The following is a 23,047-nucleotide window of genomic DNA, read 5'->3' on the forward strand; positions in this document are numbered from 1 at the left end:
GTCCCTCCAGTTATTTTAATTTAACGGACATAACATCATGTTGTTCTAAAAATTTCGTATTAAAATCGCCTGAAATAAAAGTTTCATGACTTAAGAGTCGAAGGTGGAAAGGAATTGTTGTTTCAACACCTTCAATTTCAAACTCCTCAAGTGCTCTTTTCATTTTCGCAACTGCTTCTTCTCTAGTTGCACCATGTGTAATCACCTTTGCAACCATCGAATCATAAAAAGGAGAAATCATATAGCCTGGGTACGCAGCAGAATCAACACGGACTCCTAATCCTCCTGGAGCTAAGTAATTAGTAATCTTACCTGGAGAAGGCATGAAGTTCTTCGCCGGATTTTCCGCATTAATTCTACATTCGATTGACCAGCCGTTAAACGTAACATCTTCTTGAGTAATCGATAATTCTTTACCGCTTGCTACTTGAATTTGCTCTTTAATTAAATCAATCCCCGTAACCATTTCTGTAACAGGATGCTCTACTTGAATGCGGGTATTCATTTCCATAAAATAAAATTTACTGTTGATATGATCAAAAATAAATTCTACTGTACCAGCTCCAGAATAATTAACAGCTTTGGCTGCGTTTACTGCAGCTTCACCCATTTCACTTCTCATCTCTGGTGTAATTGCAGGCGATGGCGTTTCCTCCAATAACTTCTGAAGTCTCCTTTGAATACTGCAGTCACGCTCTCCTAGGTGAATAACATTACCGTGATTATCAGCAAGAACCTGAATCTCAACATGTCTGAAATCCTCAATATACTTTTCAATATATACGCCAGGATTACCAAATGCTGTCGCAGCTTCTTGTTGCGTGATATTCATCCCTTTTTTTAGTTCTTCTGGAGTTCTCGCTACACGGATTCCTTTCCCACCACCACCAGCAGTTGCTTTAATGATAACAGGGAATCCAATTCTCTCAGCTACTTTTAGACCTTCTTCTACCGTTTCAACAATTCCTGTTGAACCAGGGACAATAGGAACACCTGCTTTAGCCATCGTTTCTCTAGCAACATCCTTTGTTCCCATTTGATTAATGGCATATGGGCTTGGTCCAATAAACGTAATATTACAAGCAGAGCATATTTCAGCGAAATCAGCATTTTCTGCTAAAAACCCGTAACCTGGATGTATAGCATCCACTTCGGTTAACGTCGCTACACTCATAATATTTGTCACATTAAGGTAACTTTTATTAGAGGCTGTTGGACCAATACAATAGGCTTCATCTGCAAGACGAACATGAAGTGAATCTTTGTCTGCTTCTGAATAAATGGCAACAGTTTCAATGTCTAATTCTCTACACGCTCGGATAATACGAACAGCGATTTCTCCACGATTGGCAATTAAGACCTTTTTAATCATCGTATCTCTCCTATACTACACAAGTTCTACTACAAATAGCGGCTGTCCATATTCAACAAGTTCACCATTTTGAGCAAGAATCTCTACAATCTTCCCTTTTACTTCCGCTTCAATCTCATTCATTAGTTTCATCGCTTCCACGATACAAACTACTGAATCTTCACTTACTTGAGATCCTACTTTCACATACGGATCAGAGTCAGGTGATGGCGCTGCATAAAATGTCCCTACCATAGGAGATGTAATAGTATGTACGTTAGCATTTCTTGTTGGCTCTTGACTCGGTGTCTGTGCTGGTACTGTCGTTTGCGGTTCCGGCGATTTTTCTACCGCTTGTACAACTGGTGCTGCTTGCTGTGTTACAGAGGCTTCGACCGTTCTTTCAACGACTTGTGTTTGAGTACCTTGCTTTTTCAAGACAAGCTTTGTTCCTTCTTGTTCAAACTTTAATTCATCTAAACTAGATAGATCTAATGCTTTAATTAATTCTTTTAATTCTTGTACTTTTAACATAAGTAAAACACTCCCTCATTCTCCCCTATGTAAAAACCATAGCTAAGGATACTTGTTTAAATGGTAATACCGTTATTATAACATAGTGTTTTCGACAGAAAGGACAGCATCCCTTCTACAAAATTTCTTCTAAATAAAAATCTTAAAAAGCTGACTCTTCACACCGTCGTAAACATGGTAATAGACGGCAAAATCATCGAGTCAGCTACATTCCTATTCTTGCGAAGCGTCTGGCGTACTTTCAGCCTCAACTTCAGTCTTGATTAGAGCTTCCTTTTTGTATTGACGGAAAACCGGAAATTCAGAAAGGTTTTCTGGAATCTTTCCATTTTCTAATAGAATAATTTTAACAATGTTTTTATTTTTTGCCATATGATACTTGTCGCCATATTCATTTTCTTGTGTATATCGTTTCAGGCTTTGGTAGTCTTCTTCCTGAATGGATACTTTATATGTACCTTGGTCCTCATCTTCAACTTGTTGTTCAAAGCCAATTTCAAATTCTACGATTTGAATATTATCGTTTTTAATATTACGTGTTTGTTCTAAGACTGCTTTCGCGCCTTCTGTTAAATCATTCCATTCCATTGTAATCGCTCCTCTGCATTTCTTACTTTGCGTATTATATCACAGTCAATTGAAGAGATGCATCCTTTGTCAAAATCCATTCACAACTTTTATCCTTCCCTATTTTATAATTAAGTAGAAGAAACTTTACCTTCCCATAATAGTTTGGTCCTCTCCATAGAAAAAAGCTGTCACAAAGGACAGCTTTCTCGTGCTTATTTCGATGCTTGGTGAGCTACTGTAACATCAGATTGAGACCCTAAATGATTATGAGTTAAGCTAAGAATCTCATTCGCTTGTTCTGGAGATAATTCCTCCGTTTGAACGATTACTCGAACCTTATTATCTTCTGCTAAAACAAGAGCATCTTCAAAGCCTTTTGCAATAATTAATGTTTCTAATTGAGATTCTTTCTGAGCTAATCTTTGTAATTCCATACTACTTTCATGTGCCGCTACTTTTTCTTCAGCTGATGCGTCTGCTGATGCACGAATGTTTGTGTATTCTTCTGCCATACGATCACGAGTTGCTTGTAATTCCATTCGGATTGAAGCAAATGCTTCATTCGTGGAAATTGATGAGATGATGCCAGATTCCGCATCTTCTGCCTCCTCTAATTCTTCAGCAATGTTAACAACTACTTCATTCGCATCGCCTTCAGTTAATTCCTCAATGTCAAAATCTAATTCTTGCTCCTCTTGCCCTTCATCAACAAATGCAATTTCATCACTACCAGGAGCTGTAGGTGCCGTAACATAATACACCGACAAGACAATAATTAAACTTAACATTGTTAATAACCAAACCGTTTGTTTTTTCAATACCATTATGAATCCTCCTTCGTTTTCTTCGGCATGACCGAAACTCTATGTGTTGGTACATCAAGTACACGACTTACCGCTTCTACCACCCAACTTTTCACTTGAGCGTTCTCTACTCCTTTGGCTACAACAAGAACCCCGCGAATCGTTGGCTTTTCTGTTTGAACTAAAATTGGTTCTTCTTTATCCCCATTGCGTATAATGACTAACTGTTCATCACGAGAGTGGTCTTCTACTTTTCTAGTTCCACCTTCTCGATCGGTTTCATCTGTGTTTTGCTGTTTTTCATTTGTGTTTCTTTCATACACATTTCTTTCTGTATCGGCTAGATTAATCATGACAGATACATCTGAAATGCCGACCACTTGTTCAAGAGCCTCTTTCAACTGATTTTCATAGCGTCTTTCATAGTCTTCCATTGAATTTGGCTCGGCGTTGGATTCCCGTTTAAATACCGGTTCATCCTCTTCTTTTTCCTCATTGAAGACGGGTAAGGATTGTTCTTCGTTTCCTGCTGGATTGTTCAGAAGGTTTCCAGTAATCATAAGTGCTAGACCTACACACCCAAGTAGCAAAACATAATGGATTGGCATCCTTTTTTTCTTTCCACCGTCTTGCTTCTTGAATAAATTTTGTAGCCACTTCGAATCCTTCTGTTCGTCGCGATTCATTCTGCTCGTTCCCCCCCTTCCCAAACTAGTAAAATCTTTTCTTTAGGGATGTACCAATTTTCTGAGAGAAATTGTTGCACCGGTTCCAAGTCTTTGTTTGTTTCATCCAATTTTTCGTTCATGACTGGCAAAGTTGTATCAATATTGACAGTTTGTATTGGTGAAACTTCACGTGACCCTTCCACTTCCTCAGTGACTTCCGGTGCATTCTGTACTTGAACGTGTATCGCATGAACAGCGTCAATAATTTGCTCTTCACTTAACTGTTCGAAGCGTTCTAGTTTCTCCTCAACAATGTCAACAGAAACATCTGTGATCTGAACTTTATGGTCCTTTTCAAGTGCTTCTGTTACTTGTCTCTTCAATTGGACAGCCACCTGTTCTAAATGATATGCACGTTGTCCCAACTCTATTTCTCTTTTTTGCAAATTTATTTGATTATTTATCGATTGTTCTGTTTGCTCTGTTTCTCTTGATAAAGAAAAAAGCCATTCATCAACGTCTTCCTTAAAGATCGTTAACAGAGGTTGCAGCATCACTACTAGCAAAAGTAATCCAACAACCATTTTTACATACCTTTGCATATTTGAATTAGGAAGCATTAATTCTAAAATGGTAGCAAGTAAGATTAATAGAATAATATTAGTTAGCCACTCTGTTAAGAAACCCATTTCCGTAATCTCCTTATAAGTTTTTTAAGAAGGTAAAGTTCGACCTTTTTGACTGGTTGCGATGGTTTCTCTCGCTACGCGCCTCTCTGAGAAAACCGCTCAGAGAGGCTTAAAAACATGTAGCGGCTTCGCTCATCGCGTCGAGTTTTTGTCAAAAAGGTAAAGTTCGACCTTTTTGACTGATTTGCGATGGCTTCTCTCGCTACGCGCCTCTCTGAGAAAACCGCTCAGAGAGGCTTAAAAACATGTAGCGGCTTCGCTCATCGCGTCGAGTTTTTGTCAAAAAGGTAAAGTTCGACCTTTTTGACTGATTTGCGATGGCTTCTCTCGCTACGCGCCTCTCTGAGAAAACCGCTCAGAGAGGCTTAAAAACATGTAGCGGCTTCGCTCATCGCGTCGAGTTTTTGTCAAAAAGGTAAAGTTCGACCTTTTTGACTGATTTGCGATGGCTTCTCTCGCTACGCGCCTCTCTGAGAAAACCGCTCAGAGAGGCTTAAAAACATGTAGCGGCTTCGCTCATCGCGTCGAGTTTTTGTCAAAAAGGTAAAGTTCGACCTTTTTGACAAAAACTCTATCTCATCATTATCGACAAGTTTCCAGCGGCTACCATGATGGTGATTGCTAGGAAGAACATGAGACAAACGATTGCCATTGCAGCGAAGACAAAGATAACGGCTTTGCCAATTATTGATAAGCATTCTATGATCGGTCCTCCCCTAGTGGTTGAAGGACTGCCGCTGATAAATTAAAGATAATGGCTAATGATAGAACTTTTAGTGCTGGGAAGGCACATAACATTAATAGAATGCCAAGTCCTGCTATTCCAATCGTATTTTTCAATAAAACCGAAGCTGAAAGAACCGTATCTGCTGCATCTGTAAACATTCTTCCTATTACCGGAACAAAGTTTCCCGCTATAAACTTCGCCGTTCTTACTGTTATCCCATCAGCGACTGACGTTGCCGCTCCTTGAACAGAAATAACGCCTAGAAAGATGGTCAGAAATACACCTAATGTACCTACAGCGAAATTCCTTAAGAAATTAGCTAATTTTGTCACTTTGTAATGATCCGTAAGTGTAGAGACAATGCTTAAGACAGCTGATAAAAATAATAAAGGCAATACAAAATGTTGAATGAGTAAGCCGCTTGTGTTAACTAAAAATATAATTAAAGGATGAAACAAAGCAGCTGAGGTCACACTTCCTATTGCAGCCATCATTGCAAGCAATAACGGCAAAAGGGCAATCATGAAATGGATCATATTGTTTATTGCATCAGCAGCGTAAGTAATCGCCACATGAAAACTATTTAAGGCAATGATCATGAGAACCATATACGTGATCGCATAAGCAACTTTACTAATTGTATGCTGTTCAAAAGCGTTTTGTAAGGATTGGAGAATCATACAAAATATCGTTAGTAAAATAAGAGACCCTAACAACTTTCCATTTACGAGTAGTTCATGTAATAAAAACCGAATAAGGCCAACTCCCCATTCCTTCATAGAGAACTGTTTTTCACCGCTGACGAATTCCATGAAAGTGCCTTTTTGACTTTCCGGTAAAAAGCCACCGTATTCGGTTGATATCTCCTCCCAAAATGCGCGCACTTCATCTAATTGCAGTTGCTCCATTTGTTTTTCAACAAACCCTTGCTCATCTAACGGTTCACTTTCAGCATAACTGACGGGTATAAATAAAAGCAGAACGGAAGCTACGATGATTCCTTGGATGATGAACCGTAAGTTCACGCTTGTCCCTCCTTTTCTTTATGACGGCAAAAGAGCGAGTACCATCTCAATTACAGCCGTTAAAATCGGGATTGCCATAACTAAAATAAGTATTTTTCCAGCTAGTTCAATTTTGGAGGCAATGGCAGCTTGTCCGGCATCTTTTGCAATTTGTGCTCCAAACTCAGCGATATAGGCGATTCCAATTATTTTTAAAATGGTTTGCAAATACATCATGTTCATATTTGCTTGCTCAGCTATCCCTTCAAGCATTGCGATTATTTTTGCAATTTCATCTATTAAAAACAGAAAGATAAGGACACCGACAAATACAGTTAATAGAAAAGCAAATAATGGCTTTTGCTCTTTCACTACTAAGGCTAGGAAGGTTGCGATCAGCCCTAACCCGACAATTTGGATAATATCAATCGCAACTCACCCCCTATCCCTGGAACAGGAACACACCTTTTATTTTTTGGAAAAGATCATCTACAATAGTAGCAACCATATATAAAACTACAACAAATCCAATCAACGTTACCCAATGTGCCCAATCCTCTTTTCCCATCTGTTTTAAAACTGTGTGAATCATCGCTACAACAATACCTATCCCTGCTATCTGAAAAATGGTGTTAACATCGTACACCACAACCTCTCCTCCTCCCAATCAACGCTTGTTCATTAAATCAACAGAATGACAATTAACAACCCTGATAAGAAACCTAAACTTTTTAACATTCGCTCATATCGATATTGACGATCTTTTGCTTCTTGTTCTTCCCTTTCAAGATGGGCAAGAGTTAACTTAATCTGTTTTTGTTGTTGTTCTCTATCGTGTTGACCAAGAGTTGCACCAAATTGCATCATTACTTCTTTTTCACTATCAAGCATTGACGTGAACGCCCACGTTTCATTTAAGCTTTTTTCCCACGCTTCAAATGCTGTTATCTGTTCTTTTATTAATCGATCAGCAAATTTTTCAAAGAAAAGAGAGATCGGTTCTGGCATTTGTTTGGCTAAATGACTACTTGCCTCAGCAAGTGGTGTTAATCCATACATAATTTCTGCCTCAAGTGACTGTATCGCCACTTTTAATTGCCGGAGCTGTCTAGGCCTCTCACTAAGTCGTTTGGCAAATTCAAACCCAAGCCAAGTTGTAACAAGGATGATAAGCAATGCACCGATAAGCTTCACTTCACCATCACCACGTCTCTTTTCTGTTGGTTTCGGATGCGACGGATGATCCCAGCGCGATCCGTCCTTGTTAACTCAACACATCTCTCAAATGCTTTTATGTCAAGAAGGGATTTCATAGCAGGTCGTCGTTCAATGTCTTCAAGCGATATACCGTGAGCGGTTGTCATTACTTTCACACCTGCGTGCAAAGCTTCTTGTACAGCATAAACATCTTCATCTCTCCCAATTTCATCAACTACAATTACATCAGGACTCATTGATCTAATGAGCATCATCATTCCTTCGGCTTTGGGGCATCCGTCAAGAACATCTACCCTTGGCCCAAGTTCTAATTGTGGGACCCCCTTCATACTTGCAGCTATTTCTGATCGCTCGTCCACAATTCCAACTTTTAAGGGAGGAATTTTCTTACTAGGCATCCCAACACTAATTAACCTTGCGACATCTCGGAGTAACGTAGTTTTTCCCGTTTGTGGGGCTCCAATAAAAAGTGTATTTAGCCACCTCTGATCATATAAATGTGAAATTAATCGTTCTGCCACACCAATTGTCTGCCTGGCAATTCGGATGTTAAAGGAGCTAATATCCCTTAATGTCTTTACTTGGCCTCGGTCAAGTACAACTTTTCCAGCTAACCCGACGCGATGCCCTCCTTTTATCGTTATGAACCCTCTCCGTAATTCTTCCTCAAATGCATACATCGAGTATTGACTTAACTGATTTAACAAAAATTTCGCATCATCAGCTGATACGATGTATAACTTGTCTAATGTGCTAGGGTAATAAGGAATTCCACCGGCGATCACTTCAAGTGGCCGTCCGACACGTAAGCGGATTTCTTCAGTTCTTTCTACAGTCATTGGTTCTAACCGTTTTATTACTTCTCGAATGGTTACAGGTAAAATTTCTGCGACATCTCGTAACATTTCCGCTACCCTCCTTACTTCCTAATCCCAATTAAAATTAATAAAACTCCAGCTCCAATAAATACAAATTTTGATATAGAGAGTCGATCTGACATGCCAATAAGACCGATTGCTACTGATGCAATAAATATAGTTGGTCCAATTAGTGCAAGCATCGCATTTAAAGCCACAGCTTTTTCAATGCTATTGAATTTTAGAATCAGTCCTGCTACAGTCAGCTCAATTAATCCTGAAATAAGGCGTAAGGCCACCATTACAAGTAAAGTCATTTCAATTGTGAAGAACCACGTTTTCATTCTGCCACCTCAACTAAAAGTTCACTTTGTACAACCTATGAAATTAAAAGACTGTTCAGAACAAAAAAAGGCAAGCTAGTTCAACTTTCACTAGTTTGCCTTTTCGAATTATTATTTTCTTTACATCTATCGATAAGAAAAAAGCGACAAGTCAATTCTTACGAACCTGACTTGTCGCTTTTTTCTTATTTATGCACGAGATACATAAGCACTGTTACGCGTGTCAATTACAAGAACATCACCTTGATTCACAAAGAAAGGAACTTGAACAGTTAGGCCTGTTTCAAGAGTAGCTGGCTTCGTGCCTCCAGAAGCTGTATCACCTTTAATTCCAGGTTCTGTTTCTGTTACTTCAAGCTCCACTGTGTTTGGAACTTCAACACCTAACGTTTCGCCTTGAAAGCTCATAATTTGAACAACCATGTTTTCTTTTAAAAACTTCAATTCATGTTCAATTTGCGCTGTTGCTAATTCAATTTGCTCATAAGATTCGTTATCCATGAACGTGTGCATGTCACCGCTAGCATATAGGTAAGCCATACGACGATTTTCAATATGTGCTTTAGAAACCTTTTCTCCAGCACGGAATGTTTTTTCTTGTACTGAACCAGTACGTAAGTTACGAAGCTTCGAACGAACAAAAGCCGCTCCTTTACCTGGTTTTACATGTTGGAATTCCATTACTTGCCAAAGGCCATTATCTACTTCAATTGTTAAACCTGTTTTAAAATCATTTACTGAGATCATTATTATTCCTCCATCTTCATCCAAATTACTTGGACATTCAGTCACAACCATAACTATACCACAGGTTGGAAAAACTTTCTCCCCATAATTAACTACTCACCGACAATTACTAACTCTTTCGTAGAATGAGTGAATGTTTTATTCCCATCTGTGGTAATGAGCGTATCATCTTCAATCCTTGTGCCGCCTACTCCCGAAATATAAATGCCTGGTTCTACTGTAACGATCATCCCTGGTTTTAAGATCGTATCTGACTTCATAGAAAGACTCGGAGCTTCGTGGACTTCCATCCCTAAACCATGACCAGTAGAATGACCAAAATAATCTCCATAACCTTTTTCTGTAATGTAATCTCTTGTTAATGCATCAGCTTCTCTACCTGTTAACCCTGGTTTGATTCCCTTCATACCACGTAGTTGCGCTTCTAATACAGTATGATAAATTTCTTTTAGCTCATCGCTGACATTTCCTACAGCAACCGTTCTTGTGATATCTGAACAATAGCCATTTAAATATGCCCCAAAATCCAAAGTAACCAACTCACCGCTTGCAATCACTTTCTCACTTGCTACACCGTGTGGAAGAGCTGACCTATAACCGGATGCCACAATAATATCAAAGGAAGAACTTGTTGCGCCTTGCTTTCTCATGAAAAACTCAAGTTCATTTGAAACCGCTAACTCTGTTATTCCCGGTTTAATAAATGAAAGAATATGTTCAAATGCTGCATCAGCAATATTCGCAGCATCTTGAATCATTTTCACTTCTTTTTCGTCTTTAATTATTCTTAGCTCTTCGACTAATCCAGAGATAGGAACAAGAACAGCTCCTTCAATATGTTCTGAATAGCTTTGATGTGCTTCATATGTAAGAAATGATTGTTCAAAACCTACCTTTTTCAACCCTAACTTTTCAATTTGATTGGCAACCTCTAGGATAATGGGCCCCGTATGCTGAACAATTTCAAAACCCTTTGCCTGCTCTTTCGCTTGATCTACATAACGAAAATCAGTGATAAAGATGGCTTTCTTTTCTGAGATAAGTGCCACTCCTGCAGTTCCAGTAAAGTTAGTCATATAACGACGATTATACGGACTTGTAATTAATAAACTGTCAATTTCTGAACCCTTAAGTTTAGAACGTAATGCTTCAATTCGACTCATCTTCACATCTCCTTTAACAGTACTACATTTAGAAGTCCCAATGTCCTCTATAAATCGAAAAGGACTTGAGTCTATCTCTCCTCATTGTAGCACAAAGTTCATCGAGAGAAGCCTACGCATTTCTACGTTGCTCTGCATATTCATATGAAATGGAATAACCAATAAAAGTACCGTATAGCACATAAAGACACATTGACGTAATGATCGTATTAATATCCAAATTTTGTACAGATTTCAGTCCTGGGAACAGCGGATTTAACACATAAAAGACAAGTAACCATAGAACAAAACCAAAACCTATCCCAACCCAAACTTTATTAATCTTTTGCAACGTAAATCTATACAGAAAAGCTACACCAATAGACAAGATTGATATAACAACTACACCTACTAATTGTCCTATATACGTATCCTTCCAATCACCTAACGCAAAAGGCATCAAAGCTAACGCAGGACCGACTCTTATAAAATGAAAATAGAAGGTTAAATATCCAATTAGCGACCAAATTAACCCACCAAATAATCCTATTAAAGCAACTTTTGTTGGATATCTCAATTGAGCTTGTTCTTTTTCCAACTTTACCACCTCCGCCCTTTAGTATGTCCGGAAGTAAAGTTGAAAAGTCATAAAAAATAACTCGTCTCTTGTGAATGAAAGCGCTATACATTGGGTATACTATTAAAAAAATGTTTTCTTCAATGCAGCTATTCTAATGGAGGATTTTAAGAAATTCATGTAGAATTAATTTACTAGGAGAGAAGTTCACCTTTTCATTCTAACGTCTTTATTACCTTTTCATGAAATAATTACTTCTAAAGAAATAAAATCATTGACTTATATTGGGGGGTGCAGATAAATGCGTTCGATTATGAAGTACATGATTCCTGCCGTATTATTTTTTGCCGCTATCGGTTTAGGTTACGAACTTATCTTCAATCCGTTAGGTTTTCTAACTAGAATCTTAATGATAGTTGGTTTTATTGCCGTGATTTTTCTCATCTATAGATGGTTTATGGCTAGGAAATACGGTGTTCCTCTTTTCCCTACACAAACAGGACCGAGTCGCGCGCAATTAAAAAAGGCGAAAAGAACGAGTACTCATCGGCAAGCTTCGACACCCGCTACGGCTACATTTAAAAGTAAAAAGCCAAGTACCCTCTCATCAAAAAGGAAGCAAGTTCGTCCGGTTAAAAAACGACGTGAAGATCATAATTTAACTGTTATTGAAGGAAAGAAAAATAAAAAGAAGAATCGAGCGTTTTTTTAAAACACTCGATTCTTTTTAATAGCTCCAATTCTTTAAGAAATGTCCAGTTTCTTCTTTTCCTAACACAACCAATTGTTCCTTTTGTTCATCTGTTAATTCAAAATCTGTTGCCTTTACATCTAGGATTGGGATGAACACAACATTTTTAGCATCATCTGCATCTACATATTTCAAATCATGAGCTGAAGTCATTGTTTCAAATAGAGCTCGGTACATTGTAACGGCATTATTTATTTTCTTTGGTGGCATTTCGCTCATTTCTGGCTTTAAATGAAATCCAATCACCGGACGCTTCCACCTTTTTATATTCCCATCCATAAATAACCATAAAGGAAAATTACTTAACAAGCCTCCATCAACGATATAAGAAGCTTTCCCCCCACTTCCCCGGTCATAAATTTTCACTGGTTCGAAGAAAAAAGGAATACTGCAACTCATACGAATAGCACGAGCAACAGAAAATTTTTCTGGTATTACTCCATAGTTCTGTAAATCATCAGGAAGAACAAGCAGTTTCCCCTTTGTTAGATCAGATGCAATTATACGTAACGAGCCTTTTGGTAAGTCTCCAAATGTCCTTACTCCTTTAGCGGCTAGCACATCTTTCAGCCAAGCCTCAAGCGCATTTCCTTTATATAACCCTAATCGAAAGTAAATATGAATCCATTTAGCTATCGTGAAAGGGAGTACCGACATTCTTTCATCTTTAAATGACTCTAATTCTAATTCGTCTAAAAGTGTAAATAGTTCATCACTCGTATATCCTACTTTAATTAATGCAGCTACAATGGCTCCAGCACTTGTACCTGCCAATCGGTCAAACGTATAACCTCTCTCTTCCATCTCCTGTAAGGCGCCAACAAACGCAAAAGCTTTGACACCCCCACCAGCAAATACTCCATCTATCATCATACGTTATCCCCCTCCCATTTACACCTTATGAAGAAAAAAAGGAGGGACGACCATAAAAATAAAAAAACATCCACAATATTGTTGCGGATGTCATTTTTTATTCTTCATTTTGTTTTTGAATATCTCTTAACGCCTTCACCCTAGCTTCTTGCTCTTGAAAATATTGTACAAGATCTCCTATTCGGTCAATTGCATCCCAACTTAGGTGATGCTCAATCCCTTCAACATCTTGATAAATATGAGAGTCATCAACACCAATGATTCGCATAAAATCCTCTAATAGTTCATGACGATAAACTAGACGTTTCCCAATTTTCTTCCCTTTTGATGTCAGAACCAATCCACGATATCGTTCGTAGATTAAGTATTCACTTTTATCGAGCTTCTGAACCATTTTTGTTACTGAAGAAGGGTGGACTTCTAATGCCTCTGCGATATCGGAAACTCTGGCGTAGCCTTTCTCCTCTATCAACATGTAAATTCGCTCTAAATAATCTTCCATACTCGGTGTTGGCATAGTGTCCCCTCCGTTTTATTCGCCTAACTAGGCAGTGCTTAAATAAATTTCTTATTATAAGCCTATTCTGTATTTAAAGTAAGTGTTAATAATATGTACACCACTATTAGTTTACAACAGAATACACGAAAGTGACAATCTTACTAGACAAGTTTACGTAAAATATTCCATTTTTGCTTCAGGAAAAAAGCGATCGATATAAGTTTGAATGGTTTCTTTTAAGTCACCGGCTTGATCATCTTTATAGACATATTTCCCTCTTCCATACCTTCCCCATTTATACTTACGTTCCTCTTCATTCATTTCTAGCTTAGATTTTGGATAGCGCTTTTGAATGATATTTTTTGCTGTCTTCGTAAAACGATGCTGAATTAGTTCAAACGTTAAATCCTTTTTCGCATACGGTGGTAAAATCGCTTCTAAACGTTCAAATAATTCATGATACCCTTCTTTCCAACCATCATGCAAAATCAAAGGAGCTACTATAAAGCCAAGTGGATAGTCTGCTTTTGCAACTTTCCCTGCTGCTTCTATTCGTTCCAAAAATGATGACGTTCCAGGCTCAAATTGCTTAATAACATAATCAGAGTTTACACTAAAGCGAAAGCGTGTGTTCCCATTATGCTTAGCATCAAGTAGATGATCAACATGATGATACTTAGTCACAAATCGTAAGCGCCCTAAATCAGTTTGACCAATATGCTCAATTGTCTTTTTCAAGGAATGTGTAAGATGATCAAGGCCTACTACATCCGAGGTACACGCTGCCTCAAATCGTGTAATTTCTGGACTTCTTTCTTCGATATATTTATCCGTAGCTTCAAAAATCTCATCAAGGTTCACATAAGTACGAATATATGGTTTATTGCCTAAAGTCGTTTGTAAATAACAATAATGACAATGTCCCATACAACCAGTTGCAAGGGGAAGAGCATACTCAGCTGAAGGTTTCGATGTATCAAACTTCAATGTTTTTCTTACTCCAATTACTAACGTTGATTTAGCATTTCGATATTGTTGGAGATCATTATTTCCCGGAATATTCCTAACTTGATTATGTGAAGTGGTTTCTCGAATTTCCACACCTTCTTCTTCAAATTTCTCCTTTAGCTGACGACCTAAAGGATAATCAAGAGCTCGAGGTTCAATATAAACGAGTTGTGGTGTAAAAGCTTTCAAAGCATGTGCCCCTCTCTTTTTTTTTATAGTTTGTGCACATCTTTTGAATTAAGACAACCAGATAATAGAAAAAAGGTGGAACATAAAGAGTTAACCCCTTTATGCTCCACCTTATTAAAATGTGTTAGTTTAAATAGGTGCGTAAACTTATAACCCACACTTCAATTGTGCACCACAGCTTGTACAAGTGTTACATCCACCGATGTCTTCAACTTGTCCCTCACGACAAACAGGACATGTGTTTCCTACTTCAGAGCCAATTGTAACATTTGTTGATCTTACTTCAGCAATCGTATCAACTAAAACCACTTTACTATTTTTTTCAACATCATATTGTTTCAATTCCACTTGCTCTGTATCATCGTCACCAAAATGATTTTCTTCTGCTTTTAAGGATAGAACTTGTGCATCACGACTTCCGTCAACATATACCGTACCGCCTTTTGCTCCACCTTTGTAAAGACGTTCGTAAACAGCCTGAACTTGTTCAACTGTATAACCACGAGGTGCATTTACAGTTTTAGATAGAGAACTGTCGACCCAACGCTGAATGATGCACTGAACATCAGCATGAGCTTCAGGAGGCAACTCCATCGTTGAGATAAACCATTCAGGCAGTTGATTCTCATCTGTCTGAGGGTTTTTCTCTAAATACTCTTGAACAATTTCTGCTTTAACTTCAATAAACTTTCCTAGACGACCACTACGGAAATAAGAGAAAGAAAAGTATGGCTCAAGCCCCGTTGAAACACCAACCATTGTTCCAGTACTTCCTGTAGGTGCAACAGTTAGCAAATGCGAGTTTCTAATACCATGTTCAATAATACCTTCTCTGATGTCTTCTGGCATTTGTTTCATATAGCCAGTATTAATAAAGGCATGACGTAATTGTGCAGTTTCCTCTTCCGTTTGACCAATTAAGAATGGAAAACTTCCCTTTTCCTTGGCCAATTCAATACTTGTGCGATAAGCCGTTGTAGCAATCGTTTCGAATACTTGATCAACTAATTGATTGCCTTGCTCTGAACCATAGACGGATTCGCAGTAAATTAATAAATCATGCAGGCCCATTACACCTAATCCAACACGACGCTCGCCTTTTGCTTGTTTCGTATTTTGTTCCAAGAAGTACGGAGTTGCATCAATAACATTATCTTGCATGCGTACGCCTACTTCAACCGTTTTCTTAAGCTTTTCAAGATCAATTTCCTTTGTTTGCTTGTTTGCCATTTCAGCTAAATTAATAGCTGCGAGGTTACAAACTGAAAATGGAGCTAGTGGTTGTTCACCACAAGGGTTCGTTGCTACAACCTTTTGTCCATATGCCTTCGCATTTGTCTTATCATTTGCATTATCAATAAAGAAGATCCCTGGCTCTGCACTATACGTAGCACAAATATTTATTAGGTTCCATAATTCTTTAGCTTTAATAATCCGGTATGTTCGAACACCATAACCTAATTCTTCCCATTCACGAACATCACCAATTTCATGCCATTTTTCATTATAGACAGCCATTTCTTCCTCATTATAGTTTTCAACATCAGGGAATCGTAATGCGTAAACCTCATCATTTTCAACTGCTTCCATAAATTCTTTTGTTAAACAAACAGAAATATTAGCTCCCGTTAAGAATTCAGGGTTATTGACAGAGTATGTTCCGCCTATGTGAAGTTTTTCTTCTGCTTCTCTGATAACTTTTTGTTCAAATCCACCTTGCCCAGGGATAGCCTTATAATTTAGAATCCCTTGGTACATAGACTCTTCTGTCGCATTTAAAGGAGTAAAATGTAACTTATCGTTTACAAGCTTCTGTATTTGTTCATCTGTCGTATTTTCAAGCAAAAATCTTAAAATTCGCGGATTTTGCATTTTAGAAATGATGAACTCTAGAATATCCGGATGCCAATCAGAAAGCATAATCATTTGAGCACCACGTCTTGACCCACCTTGTTCTACAAGATGTGTCAACTTCGCAATGTCATCTAGCCACGATACAGAACCCGATGACTTCCCATTAACTCCACGCGCTAGTGTATTACGCGGTCTCAATGTAGAACCATTAGTTCCTACACCTCCACCGCGGCTCATAATTTCCATCACCTGTTTACGATGTTCAGAGATCCCTTCTCTAGAGTCCTGAACATAAGGCATAACATAACAGTTAAAATAGGTTACATCTGTTTCCGCACCAGCTCCATATAATACACGACCTGCCGGAATAAAATTCATTGAGACAAGCTGCTCATAAAACTGCTCAAAAGATTCTTGTCTTTTTTCCTCTGTCTGCTCGACAGATGCTAAACCCGTTGCGTTTCTTTTCGCAATTTGCTCATAGAAAAGTTCAAGTGGTTTTTCAATTGTATCTAACGAACGGTGAACAATTCCCGTTTCGGCTGCTTCTCCATCTAAAACCCCGCGGAATTCCTCATCGACTAAGACTTTTGCTTTGTTACTTTCACGGTCAAGTTCAATCACAAACCCATATCCACGCGCTGGGAATTTCGGATCATCTTTTACCGTTAACACGACAAAGTCTCCAGTCTTTAATGTTTTCTTTTCCGTATCTTTAAAAGTATAACGGTCAAGCATTACAAGTCTAGATACTCCCTTTTTCTGAATATGCATCTCCTCAGTAATAGGATGCACTTGTGGAAAATCCTCAATATCCTTGTTTAATCGTTCCACATCTAGGCGTAACACATTTGACATCGTCATCGCCATCCGCTTCTCCTCCTCTAAATTACATGGCTTGCTAAACTAGCAATCTATCTTCATTTATATTTCAGGTTGTCCATGCACTTATGATTGTCTTGGGTAAGCTTACCACAAGTCCTAGACTAGATTCAATATATTGTGCTCACTTTTATTTAAAATACACCATATGTTGTGTCACGTTATGAACTGTAGTAATTTTGTCAACTTTGTAATGACTAAAAAAAGGAAGCATAGACGAGTTTAATAGGAATTTATCCGCTTTTTTTCGACATTTTGAACCAATTTGTTTCTTGCAAGATAATCATTCATTGCAAAGCCTTGTCACAACAATGTTCCTCATCAAAGTCAAATCATTTGACAAAATTTTTTCATGAATCATAATCGAATTGTGATATTCTAGAACCAATGCTTTTACAGATTTGAGACTATGATGGAGGAATGAACATGGACTATATAATTTACAATCAAGAGCTTGTGCCTAGATCAGAAGCTACTATCCAATTTGATGATCGCGGATATTACTTCGGAGATGGAATTTATGAAGTTGCAAAAATATATGAAGGAAAACCTTTTGCTATGGATCTCCATTTAAAAAGACTTCGCTCAAGCGCTGAAAAATTAGATATGGCATTTCCATTTTCAGAAACAACCATGACTGAATTATTGTTGCACTTATTACAAAAGAATAACGTAAAGAACGGACTCATATACTTTCAACTAACTCGAGGTGTCGAGCCAAGAAACCATTTATATACTAGAAAATCCATTCCTGTATTTACTGCTTTTACTCAGCCTTCACAAGACCTAAAAGATATGCAAAAGAATGGAATAGATGTTTGGCTCACAGACGATATCCGTTGGCTTCGTTGCGATATTAAGACATTGAATTTACTTGGAAATGTCATGGTAAAACGTGAATCTGCTGATAACGGGTGTCAAGAAGCGATTTTAAACCGTGATGGGTTCATTACGGAAGGTTCTTCATCTAATTTATTCCTAGTAAAAGATAAAGTTCTCTACACTCACCCTGCGACAAACCTAATATTAAACGGAATAACAAGACAGGTGTTAATCAATCTCGCAAAGAAATACGACTATAAAGTTGTAGAAGAACCATTTCCAGTAGATGTACTAGAACATGCAGATGAGGCTTTTATTACAAGTACTTCTGTTGAAATCGCTCCGATAAAATCAGTGAGAGGACAGCTATCAGCTAACTTTGAAGTTGGTCCAGTAACAAAAGATTTACAAAATAAGTTTAAAGAGCTTTTACCAAAAGGGGAATAACTACATTAACAGCTATGAAAGAGAAGACCAAGGCTAAGCCTTGGTCTTCCGTTATTTTCTAAAGTTCCACTCATTGTTCTCATACCTATTTTTTGCAATATCGAGTACAATTTTGTTTTCTTCTTCACTCAACGTGTACGGTTCAAGCTCAATATTTAAACCTTTTTCAAATCCTCTTTTAAAAGCTGCTTTCGCCTCCTCAATCGTTAATGGCGAAGGTCGCAATGTATTAATAGCCACGGCTTTATTTTTAAAATTCCTTTGCATTCTCTCACGTAACCTATCACTAGAGTATTTAAATAAATCAAAAAGCTTATCTTCATCAATATCTAGAATAATTGACCCGTGCTGTAAAATTACTCCTTTTTGCCTCGTTTGAGCACTACCAGCTACTTTCCTTCCTTCAACGACAAGTTCATACCAGGAAGGAGCATCAAAACAAACGGCAGAACGTGGATTTTTCAAAGCATTTTTTTCCTCATCTGTTCTAGGGATCGCAAAGTAAGCATCAAGTCCAACATCTTTAAAGCCCTCTAAAATTCCTTGTGAAATCACTCGATAGGCTTCAGTTACTGTTGCAGGCATGTCAGGATGATCTTCCGAGACAATGACACTATACGTTAGTTCTTGGTCATGTAAGACACCTCGTCCCCTGTTGGCCTACGTACAAAGCCTAGTGCATATTCTTCTACTTTATCTAAATTTATTTCTTTTTCGACCTTTTGAAAATATCCAATTGATAAGGTAGCAGGATTCCACCCATAAAATCGAATGGTAGGTGGGATTAACCCTTTGCTATGCCAATCAAGTAAAGCTTCATCTAAGGCCATATTATAAGAAGGAGAACAATCTCCCGAATCAATAAAACGCCATGTTTCCTTCATCAGACACCGCTTCTTTCTAAATCAATTTATCTACTTGATTTTAGCAGACGAAAAAGACTTAGCCAAGCTATCTGCCTGATTACAATGATTGCGCAATTCCCTTTTGGCGGATATAATATTAACTGATGGAAGAATGTAAAGGAGTGTAGAAATTAACTTATGGTATATTTATGGCTTATTCTTCTTGGGTTTATCGCGTATACACTTTTTAAGCGCTTTTATACCCCGAAATATTTAAAAACATTATCTCAAGAAGACTTTATTAAAGGTTATCGAAAAGCACAATTAATTGATGTACGAGAACCAAGAGAGTATGATGGTGGTCACATTCTAGGCGCTCGTAATATCCCAATGTCTCAGCTACGCCAACGAATGAATGAAGTTCGCAATGATCAGCCGGTTTACTTATATTGTCAATCTGGCGCTCGTAGTAGACAAGCTGCTCAATTCCTTAAAAAGAAACGTGGAGTTGAAGACCTTTCACATCTTCAAGGTGGATTTAAAAAATGGTCAGGGAAAATTAAAAAGAAATAAATTTTGAGATAAACTAAAAGAAGCTGAGACATAACTAATGTGTTTTAGTGAAAATACGAACCATGACAACATTAGCGGAACTATTTCCGGAGCGAAGATGGTCATTGAGTTCAGATTTCACATTAAAAACTCTTTTGTCCCAGCTTCTTTTCTAATTTCTTTTCGTGAAGTATATTGAATTAACACCCTATTAGAAAAGGTTCAATATTAAAAGAAGACTCCAGCTCTCAGAGTCTTCTTACTAGCATAAGCATGCTGCTTATGCTTTTTCATATTTTAAGATCGGTTTTCTAGCAGCAGTTGTTTCATCAAGTCGAGAGATCACTGTATGATGTGGAGCTTCTTGAACAATTTCAGGATTCTCTTCGGTTTCATGTGCAATTTGAATCATTGCTTCAATAAACTCATCTAAAGTTTCTTTCGATTCTGTCTCCGTTGGTTCAATCATCATGCATTCTTCTACATTTAAAGGGAAATAAATGGTCGGTGGATGATAACCAAAGTCTAATAGTCTCTTGGCAATATCTAACGTCCGAACGCCTAATTTCTTCTGACGACGTCCCGATAATACAAATTCATGTTTGCAATGTTGGCTATATGGCAAGTCAAAATAAGGCTCTAATCTACGCATCATATAATTAGCATTTAATACAGCAAATTCAGAAACTTTCCGTAACCCGTCTGGTCCCATTGTCCGAATATACGTATAAGCACGCACGTTTATTCCGTAATTTCCGTAATATGGTTTAACTCGACCGATCGACTGTGGACGATCATAATCGAATTCAAAACGATCATTTCTTTTTACAATAAGAGGCTTAGGCAAAAATGAAATGAGGTCTTTTTTCACTCCAACAGGACCTGATCCAGGACCGCCACCACCGTGTGGACCTGTGAATGTTTTATGGAGATTTAAATGGACTACGTCAAATCCCATATCTCCTGGTCTAGCAATCCCTAAAATTGCATTTGAATTTGCTCCGTCGTAATATAGTTTCCCTCCCGCCTCGTGGATAATTTTCGCCATTTCAACGATATATGTCTCAAATAATCCAAGCGTATTAGGGTTTGTTAACATTAAAGCAGCCGTATCTTCTCCAACAACTTCTCTTAAATGATCAAGATCGACAAGACCATTTTCATCTGTACGTACTGTTATCGATTCAAAACCGGCAACAGTTGCAGAAGCAGGATTTGTACCATGAGCTGAATCAGGTACAATCACTTTCGTACGTTGAAAATCTCCATTGGCTTCATGAAATGCACGAATCATCATAAGACCAGTCCACTCACCATGAGCTCCAGCTGCTGGTTGTAGTGTCACTTCGTCCATTCCTGTAATCTCTGCTAAAGAAGATTGAAGTTCATACAATAATTCCAAAGACCCCTGCACTTGTTCAGCTGGCTGATATGGGTGGATGTGAGCAAGTCCTTCAAATCGAGCCACATTCTCATTAATCTTCGGGTTATATTTCATCGTACAAGAACCAAGTGGATAAAATCCTGAGTCCACTCCGTGATTTCTCTTTGAAAGAGCTGTATAATGACGCATAATATCAAGCTCAGAAACTTCCGGAAGGCCTGGCTCTTCTTCACGTATAAATTCAGTTGGTAATAAATCCTCTAAGCATTGTTCCGCAATATCTAATGTAGGCAGGCTATGGCCAACGCGGCCTGGCTTACTACGTTCAAAAATTAATGGTTGGTCCTTTGTTGTTATCATACTAAAGCCCCCAATTCTTTTGCAAAGCAATCAAGTTCTTCTTTTGTACGTACTTCTGTAACCGCTATAAGCATCTGACCTTCTAACTCCTCACAATCGCGACCAAGATCATAGCCTCCGATAAAACCTTTTTCAAATAATTGTGCATTCACATCAGCCACAGGCTTATTGACTAAAACAACAAATTCATTAAATGTTGGTTGTTCATGTACTATTTCTACTCCGTGTTCCTTCAGTTGTCGCTTTAAATAAGCAGCCTTTTGAACATTTTGATAAGCCATTTCTTTTACGCCTTTTTTTCCGATAGCTGTCATTGCTACAGATGCTGCTAAAGCATTTAATGCTTGGTTAGAACAAATATTTGATGTCGCTTTTTCTCTTCTAATGTGTTGTTCACGTGCTTGCAACGTTAAAACAAATCCTCTTTGACCATGTTCATCTGTTGTTTGCCCAACTAACCTTCCAGGTACTTTTCGCATTAACTTTTTCGTTGTCGCAAAATAGCCGCAGTGGGGTCCGCCAAATTGAGTTGAGATTCCAAATGGCTGAGCATCTCCGACAACAATATCGGCCCCGAATTGCCCCGGCGGCTTTAATAATCCAAGTGAAAGTGGATTACTTGATACAACGAACATTGCTTTTCCACTATGTGTGAGTTCTTCTAGCTCAGCTAACGGTTCTAAATTACCAAAGAAGTTTGGATATTGTACGACAACACAAGCCGTATCATCACCATATACTTGCTTTAGTTTCTCAAGATCGGTTACCCCGTTCTTCGTATCAATTTCAATAACATTTAAACGTTGACCTGTTGCATTCGTTTGTAGAACAGCTCGAGCTTCTGGATGCACAGCCTTTGATACTAAGATTGTCTTCTTCTTTGTTTGTCCGGCACTCAACATCGCTGCCTCAGCTAATGCTGTTGGGCCATCATACATCGAAGAATTCGCTAAATCCATTCCTGTTAATTCACAAATCATTGTCTGAAATTCAAAAATAGCCTGTAGTTCACCTTGTGAAATTTCTGGCTGATATGGTGTATAAGCCGTATAAAACTCAGATCGAGAAATGACATGATCAACAATTGATGGAATGTAATGTTCATAAACGCCCGCCCCTAAAAAGGAAGGTTTTTGTTTAATTGAAACATTTTTATTTGCTAAACCTTGAAAATAAGAGACTAGCTCTGGTTCTTTTAATGCCTCTTTAATATTTAGATTTCCTTTAAACCTGATCTCTTTCGGAATGTCTGAAAAAAGTTCCTCTATGGATTCGACACCAATCGTTTTTAGCATTTCTGCTTGATCAGTCTCTGTCATTGGTAAATAACGGTGATTCATAAGCGTTCCT

Annotated in this window: 23 protein-coding genes and 2 pseudogenes; 3 read left to right on the forward strand and 22 right to left on the reverse strand. The window is 38.1% G+C overall.

Translation table 11 applies throughout. The features are described 5' to 3' along the window. Positions 1-10: 10 nt before the first annotated feature. The 15 genes and pseudogenes from accC to BkAM31D_RS15570 form a co-directional block, all read right to left on the reverse strand. The gene (accC, locus tag BkAM31D_RS15500; RefSeq protein WP_066159104.1) at positions 11-1,372 is read right to left on the reverse strand and encodes an acetyl-CoA carboxylase biotin carboxylase subunit; all 1,362 of its coding nucleotides are present in this window, start codon (positions 1,370-1,372) and stop codon (positions 11-13) included. A gap of 15 nt (positions 1,373-1,387) precedes the next feature. Then, positions 1,388-1,885 (reverse strand): acetyl-CoA carboxylase biotin carboxyl carrier protein, encoded by a 498-nt coding sequence (gene accB / locus BkAM31D_RS15505; protein WP_066159102.1) that lies wholly within the window; start codon positions 1,883-1,885, stop codon positions 1,388-1,390. 213 nt (positions 1,886-2,098) lie between these two features. Continuing rightward, a complete protein-coding gene (locus BkAM31D_RS15510) occupies positions 2,099-2,473 on the reverse strand; it encodes a hypothetical protein (protein ID WP_066159097.1) in 375 nt (124 codons plus the stop codon). A gap of 194 nt (positions 2,474-2,667) precedes the next feature. Beyond that, on the reverse strand, positions 2,668-3,279 hold the full coding sequence (locus tag BkAM31D_RS15515; protein ID WP_066159094.1) for a SpoIIIAH-like family protein: 612 nt from the start codon (positions 3,277-3,279) through the stop codon (positions 2,668-2,670). Then, positions 3,279-3,944, reverse strand: coding sequence for a stage III sporulation protein AG (spoIIIAG, locus tag BkAM31D_RS15520; protein WP_066159092.1), 666 nt, complete (start codon positions 3,942-3,944; stop codon positions 3,279-3,281). Before spoIIIAG ends, BkAM31D_RS15515 begins: the two co-directional genes overlap by 1 nt. Beyond that, positions 3,941-4,615, reverse strand: coding sequence for a stage III sporulation protein AF (gene spoIIIAF / locus BkAM31D_RS15525; protein ID WP_066159089.1), 675 nt, complete (start codon positions 4,613-4,615; stop codon positions 3,941-3,943). The genes spoIIIAG and spoIIIAF overlap by 4 nt, the downstream gene beginning before the upstream one ends. Before the next feature lie 571 nt (positions 4,616-5,186). After that, a pseudogene (spoIIIAE, locus tag BkAM31D_RS15530) lies at positions 5,187-6,322 on the reverse strand (stage III sporulation protein AE). A 63-nt stretch (positions 6,323-6,385) separates the two neighbouring features. Then, entirely contained in the window at positions 6,386-6,775 is a 390-nt protein-coding gene (gene spoIIIAD / locus BkAM31D_RS15535; RefSeq protein WP_084372534.1) for a stage III sporulation protein AD, read from the reverse strand. 13 nt (positions 6,776-6,788) lie between these two features. Then, complete coding sequence (gene spoIIIAC / locus BkAM31D_RS15540) at positions 6,789-6,995, reverse strand: stage III sporulation protein AC (protein WP_034630453.1); 207 nt, start codon at positions 6,993-6,995, stop codon at positions 6,789-6,791. A 32-nt stretch (positions 6,996-7,027) separates the two neighbouring features. Next, on the reverse strand, positions 7,028-7,540 hold the full coding sequence (gene spoIIIAB, locus BkAM31D_RS15545; RefSeq protein WP_066160737.1) for a stage III sporulation protein SpoIIIAB: 513 nt from the start codon (positions 7,538-7,540) through the stop codon (positions 7,028-7,030). After that, positions 7,537-8,469: a stage III sporulation protein AA gene (gene spoIIIAA / locus BkAM31D_RS15550; protein WP_066160740.1), complete on the reverse strand. Its 933-nt coding sequence runs from the start codon at positions 8,467-8,469 to the stop codon at positions 7,537-7,539. Before spoIIIAA ends, spoIIIAB begins: the two co-directional genes overlap by 4 nt. Positions 8,470-8,483: 14 nt before the next feature. Next, entirely contained in the window at positions 8,484-8,765 is a 282-nt protein-coding gene (locus BkAM31D_RS15555) for a YqhV family protein (protein WP_066160743.1), read from the reverse strand. Between the two features lie 189 nt (positions 8,766-8,954). Further along, positions 8,955-9,512 carry an elongation factor P gene (gene efp / locus BkAM31D_RS15560; RefSeq protein ID WP_066160746.1) on the reverse strand — a complete coding sequence of 186 codons (558 nt, stop codon included), beginning with the start codon at positions 9,510-9,512 and terminating at the stop codon, positions 8,955-8,957. 92 nt (positions 9,513-9,604) lie between these two features. After that, entirely contained in the window at positions 9,605-10,675 is a 1,071-nt protein-coding gene (locus tag BkAM31D_RS15565) for a M24 family metallopeptidase (RefSeq protein WP_066160750.1), read from the reverse strand. A 112-nt stretch (positions 10,676-10,787) separates the two neighbouring features. Beyond that, complete coding sequence (locus BkAM31D_RS15570; protein WP_235820573.1) at positions 10,788-11,252, reverse strand: YqhR family membrane protein; 465 nt, start codon at positions 11,250-11,252, stop codon at positions 10,788-10,790. A gap of 280 nt (positions 11,253-11,532) precedes the next feature. Between BkAM31D_RS15570 and BkAM31D_RS15575 the strand changes: the two genes are divergently transcribed. Then, positions 11,533-11,943, forward strand: a complete 411-nt coding sequence (locus BkAM31D_RS15575) for an SA1362 family protein (protein WP_066160758.1) — start codon at positions 11,533-11,535, stop codon at positions 11,941-11,943. Positions 11,944-11,958: 15 nt separating this feature from the next. On the opposite strand, the gene BkAM31D_RS15580 is transcribed toward BkAM31D_RS15575, so the two are convergent. From BkAM31D_RS15580 to BkAM31D_RS15595, 4 genes are all read right to left on the reverse strand, one after another. Further along, positions 11,959-12,855 carry a patatin-like phospholipase family protein gene (locus BkAM31D_RS15580; RefSeq protein WP_066160763.1) on the reverse strand — a complete coding sequence of 299 codons (897 nt, stop codon included), beginning with the start codon at positions 12,853-12,855 and terminating at the stop codon, positions 11,959-11,961. Positions 12,856-12,952: 97 nt separating this feature from the next. Next, entirely contained in the window at positions 12,953-13,372 is a 420-nt protein-coding gene (gene mntR, locus BkAM31D_RS15585) for a transcriptional regulator MntR (RefSeq protein WP_066160766.1), read from the reverse strand. 153 nt (positions 13,373-13,525) lie between these two features. Beyond that, the gene (gene splB / locus BkAM31D_RS15590) at positions 13,526-14,551 is read right to left on the reverse strand and encodes a spore photoproduct lyase (RefSeq protein WP_066160769.1); all 1,026 of its coding nucleotides are present in this window, start codon (positions 14,549-14,551) and stop codon (positions 13,526-13,528) included. A 147-nt stretch (positions 14,552-14,698) separates the two neighbouring features. After that, a complete protein-coding gene (locus tag BkAM31D_RS15595; RefSeq protein WP_066160772.1) occupies positions 14,699-17,275 on the reverse strand; it encodes a vitamin B12-dependent ribonucleotide reductase in 2,577 nt (858 codons plus the stop codon). A gap of 438 nt (positions 17,276-17,713) precedes the next feature. Here BkAM31D_RS15595 and dat point away from each other — a divergent pair, with 438 nt between their 5' ends. Next, the gene (gene dat / locus BkAM31D_RS15600) at positions 17,714-18,556 is read left to right on the forward strand and encodes a D-amino-acid transaminase (protein ID WP_066160775.1); all 843 of its coding nucleotides are present in this window, start codon (positions 17,714-17,716) and stop codon (positions 18,554-18,556) included. A 51-nt stretch (positions 18,557-18,607) separates the two neighbouring features. Here dat and lipM read toward each other — a convergent pair. Next, positions 18,608-19,443: pseudogene (lipM, locus tag BkAM31D_RS15605) on the reverse strand (octanoyltransferase LipM). Between the two features lie 156 nt (positions 19,444-19,599). Here lipM and BkAM31D_RS15610 point away from each other — a divergent pair. Beyond that, positions 19,600-19,974, forward strand: a complete 375-nt coding sequence (locus tag BkAM31D_RS15610; RefSeq protein ID WP_066160780.1) for a rhodanese-like domain-containing protein — start codon at positions 19,600-19,602, stop codon at positions 19,972-19,974. 259 nt (positions 19,975-20,233) lie between these two features. On the opposite strand, the gene gcvPB is transcribed toward BkAM31D_RS15610, so the two are convergent. Both gcvPB and gcvPA read right to left on the reverse strand, forming a co-directional pair. Further along, entirely contained in the window at positions 20,234-21,694 is a 1,461-nt protein-coding gene (gcvPB, locus tag BkAM31D_RS15615; RefSeq protein WP_157076933.1) for an aminomethyl-transferring glycine dehydrogenase subunit GcvPB, read from the reverse strand. Then, positions 21,694-23,037 carry an aminomethyl-transferring glycine dehydrogenase subunit GcvPA gene (gene gcvPA, locus BkAM31D_RS15620; protein WP_066160784.1) on the reverse strand — a complete coding sequence of 448 codons (1,344 nt, stop codon included), beginning with the start codon at positions 23,035-23,037 and terminating at the stop codon, positions 21,694-21,696. Before gcvPA ends, gcvPB begins: the two co-directional genes overlap by 1 nt. Positions 23,038-23,047 lie beyond the last annotated feature (10 nt).

Source organism: Halalkalibacter krulwichiae (assembly GCF_002109385.1).
Taxonomy (GTDB): domain Bacteria; phylum Bacillota; class Bacilli; order Bacillales; family Bacillaceae_D; genus Halalkalibacter; species Halalkalibacter krulwichiae.

Coding starts and splice junctions, on each gene's coding strand:
- BkAM31D_RS15580 (WP_066160763.1), bottom strand. CDS start 12,855: ATGATGATAGATGGAGTATTTGCTGGTGGGGGTGTCAAAGCTTTTGCG.
- efp (WP_066160746.1), bottom strand. CDS start 9,512: ATGATCTCAGTAAATGATTTTAAAACAGGTTTAACAATTGAAGTAGAT.
- accC (WP_066159104.1), bottom strand. CDS start 1,372: ATGATTAAAAAGGTCTTAATTGCCAATCGTGGAGAAATCGCTGTTCGT.
- BkAM31D_RS15510 (WP_066159097.1), bottom strand. CDS start 2,473: ATGGAATGGAATGATTTAACAGAAGGCGCGAAAGCAGTCTTAGAACAA.
- spoIIIAF (WP_066159089.1), bottom strand. CDS start 4,615: ATGGGTTTCTTAACAGAGTGGCTAACTAATATTATTCTATTAATCTTA.
- BkAM31D_RS15555 (WP_066160743.1), bottom strand. CDS start 8,765: ATGAAAACGTGGTTCTTCACAATTGAAATGACTTTACTTGTAATGGTG.
- BkAM31D_RS15610 (WP_066160780.1), top strand. CDS start 19,600: ATGGTATATTTATGGCTTATTCTTCTTGGGTTTATCGCGTATACACTT.
- BkAM31D_RS15595 (WP_066160772.1), bottom strand. CDS start 17,275: ATGGCGATGACGATGTCAAATGTGTTACGCCTAGATGTGGAACGATTA.
- dat (WP_066160775.1), top strand. CDS start 17,714: ATGGACTATATAATTTACAATCAAGAGCTTGTGCCTAGATCAGAAGCT.
- BkAM31D_RS15575 (WP_066160758.1), top strand. CDS start 11,533: ATGCGTTCGATTATGAAGTACATGATTCCTGCCGTATTATTTTTTGCC.
- spoIIIAG (WP_066159092.1), bottom strand. CDS start 3,944: ATGAATCGCGACGAACAGAAGGATTCGAAGTGGCTACAAAATTTATTC.
- mntR (WP_066160766.1), bottom strand. CDS start 13,372: ATGCCAACACCGAGTATGGAAGATTATTTAGAGCGAATTTACATGTTG.
- BkAM31D_RS15565 (WP_066160750.1), bottom strand. CDS start 10,675: ATGAGTCGAATTGAAGCATTACGTTCTAAACTTAAGGGTTCAGAAATT.
- BkAM31D_RS15515 (WP_066159094.1), bottom strand. CDS start 3,279: ATGGTATTGAAAAAACAAACGGTTTGGTTATTAACAATGTTAAGTTTA.
- accB (WP_066159102.1), bottom strand. CDS start 1,885: ATGTTAAAAGTACAAGAATTAAAAGAATTAATTAAAGCATTAGATCTA.
- spoIIIAA (WP_066160740.1), bottom strand. CDS start 8,469: ATGTTACGAGATGTCGCAGAAATTTTACCTGTAACCATTCGAGAAGTA.
- gcvPA (WP_066160784.1), bottom strand. CDS start 23,037: ATGAATCACCGTTATTTACCAATGACAGAGACTGATCAAGCAGAAATG.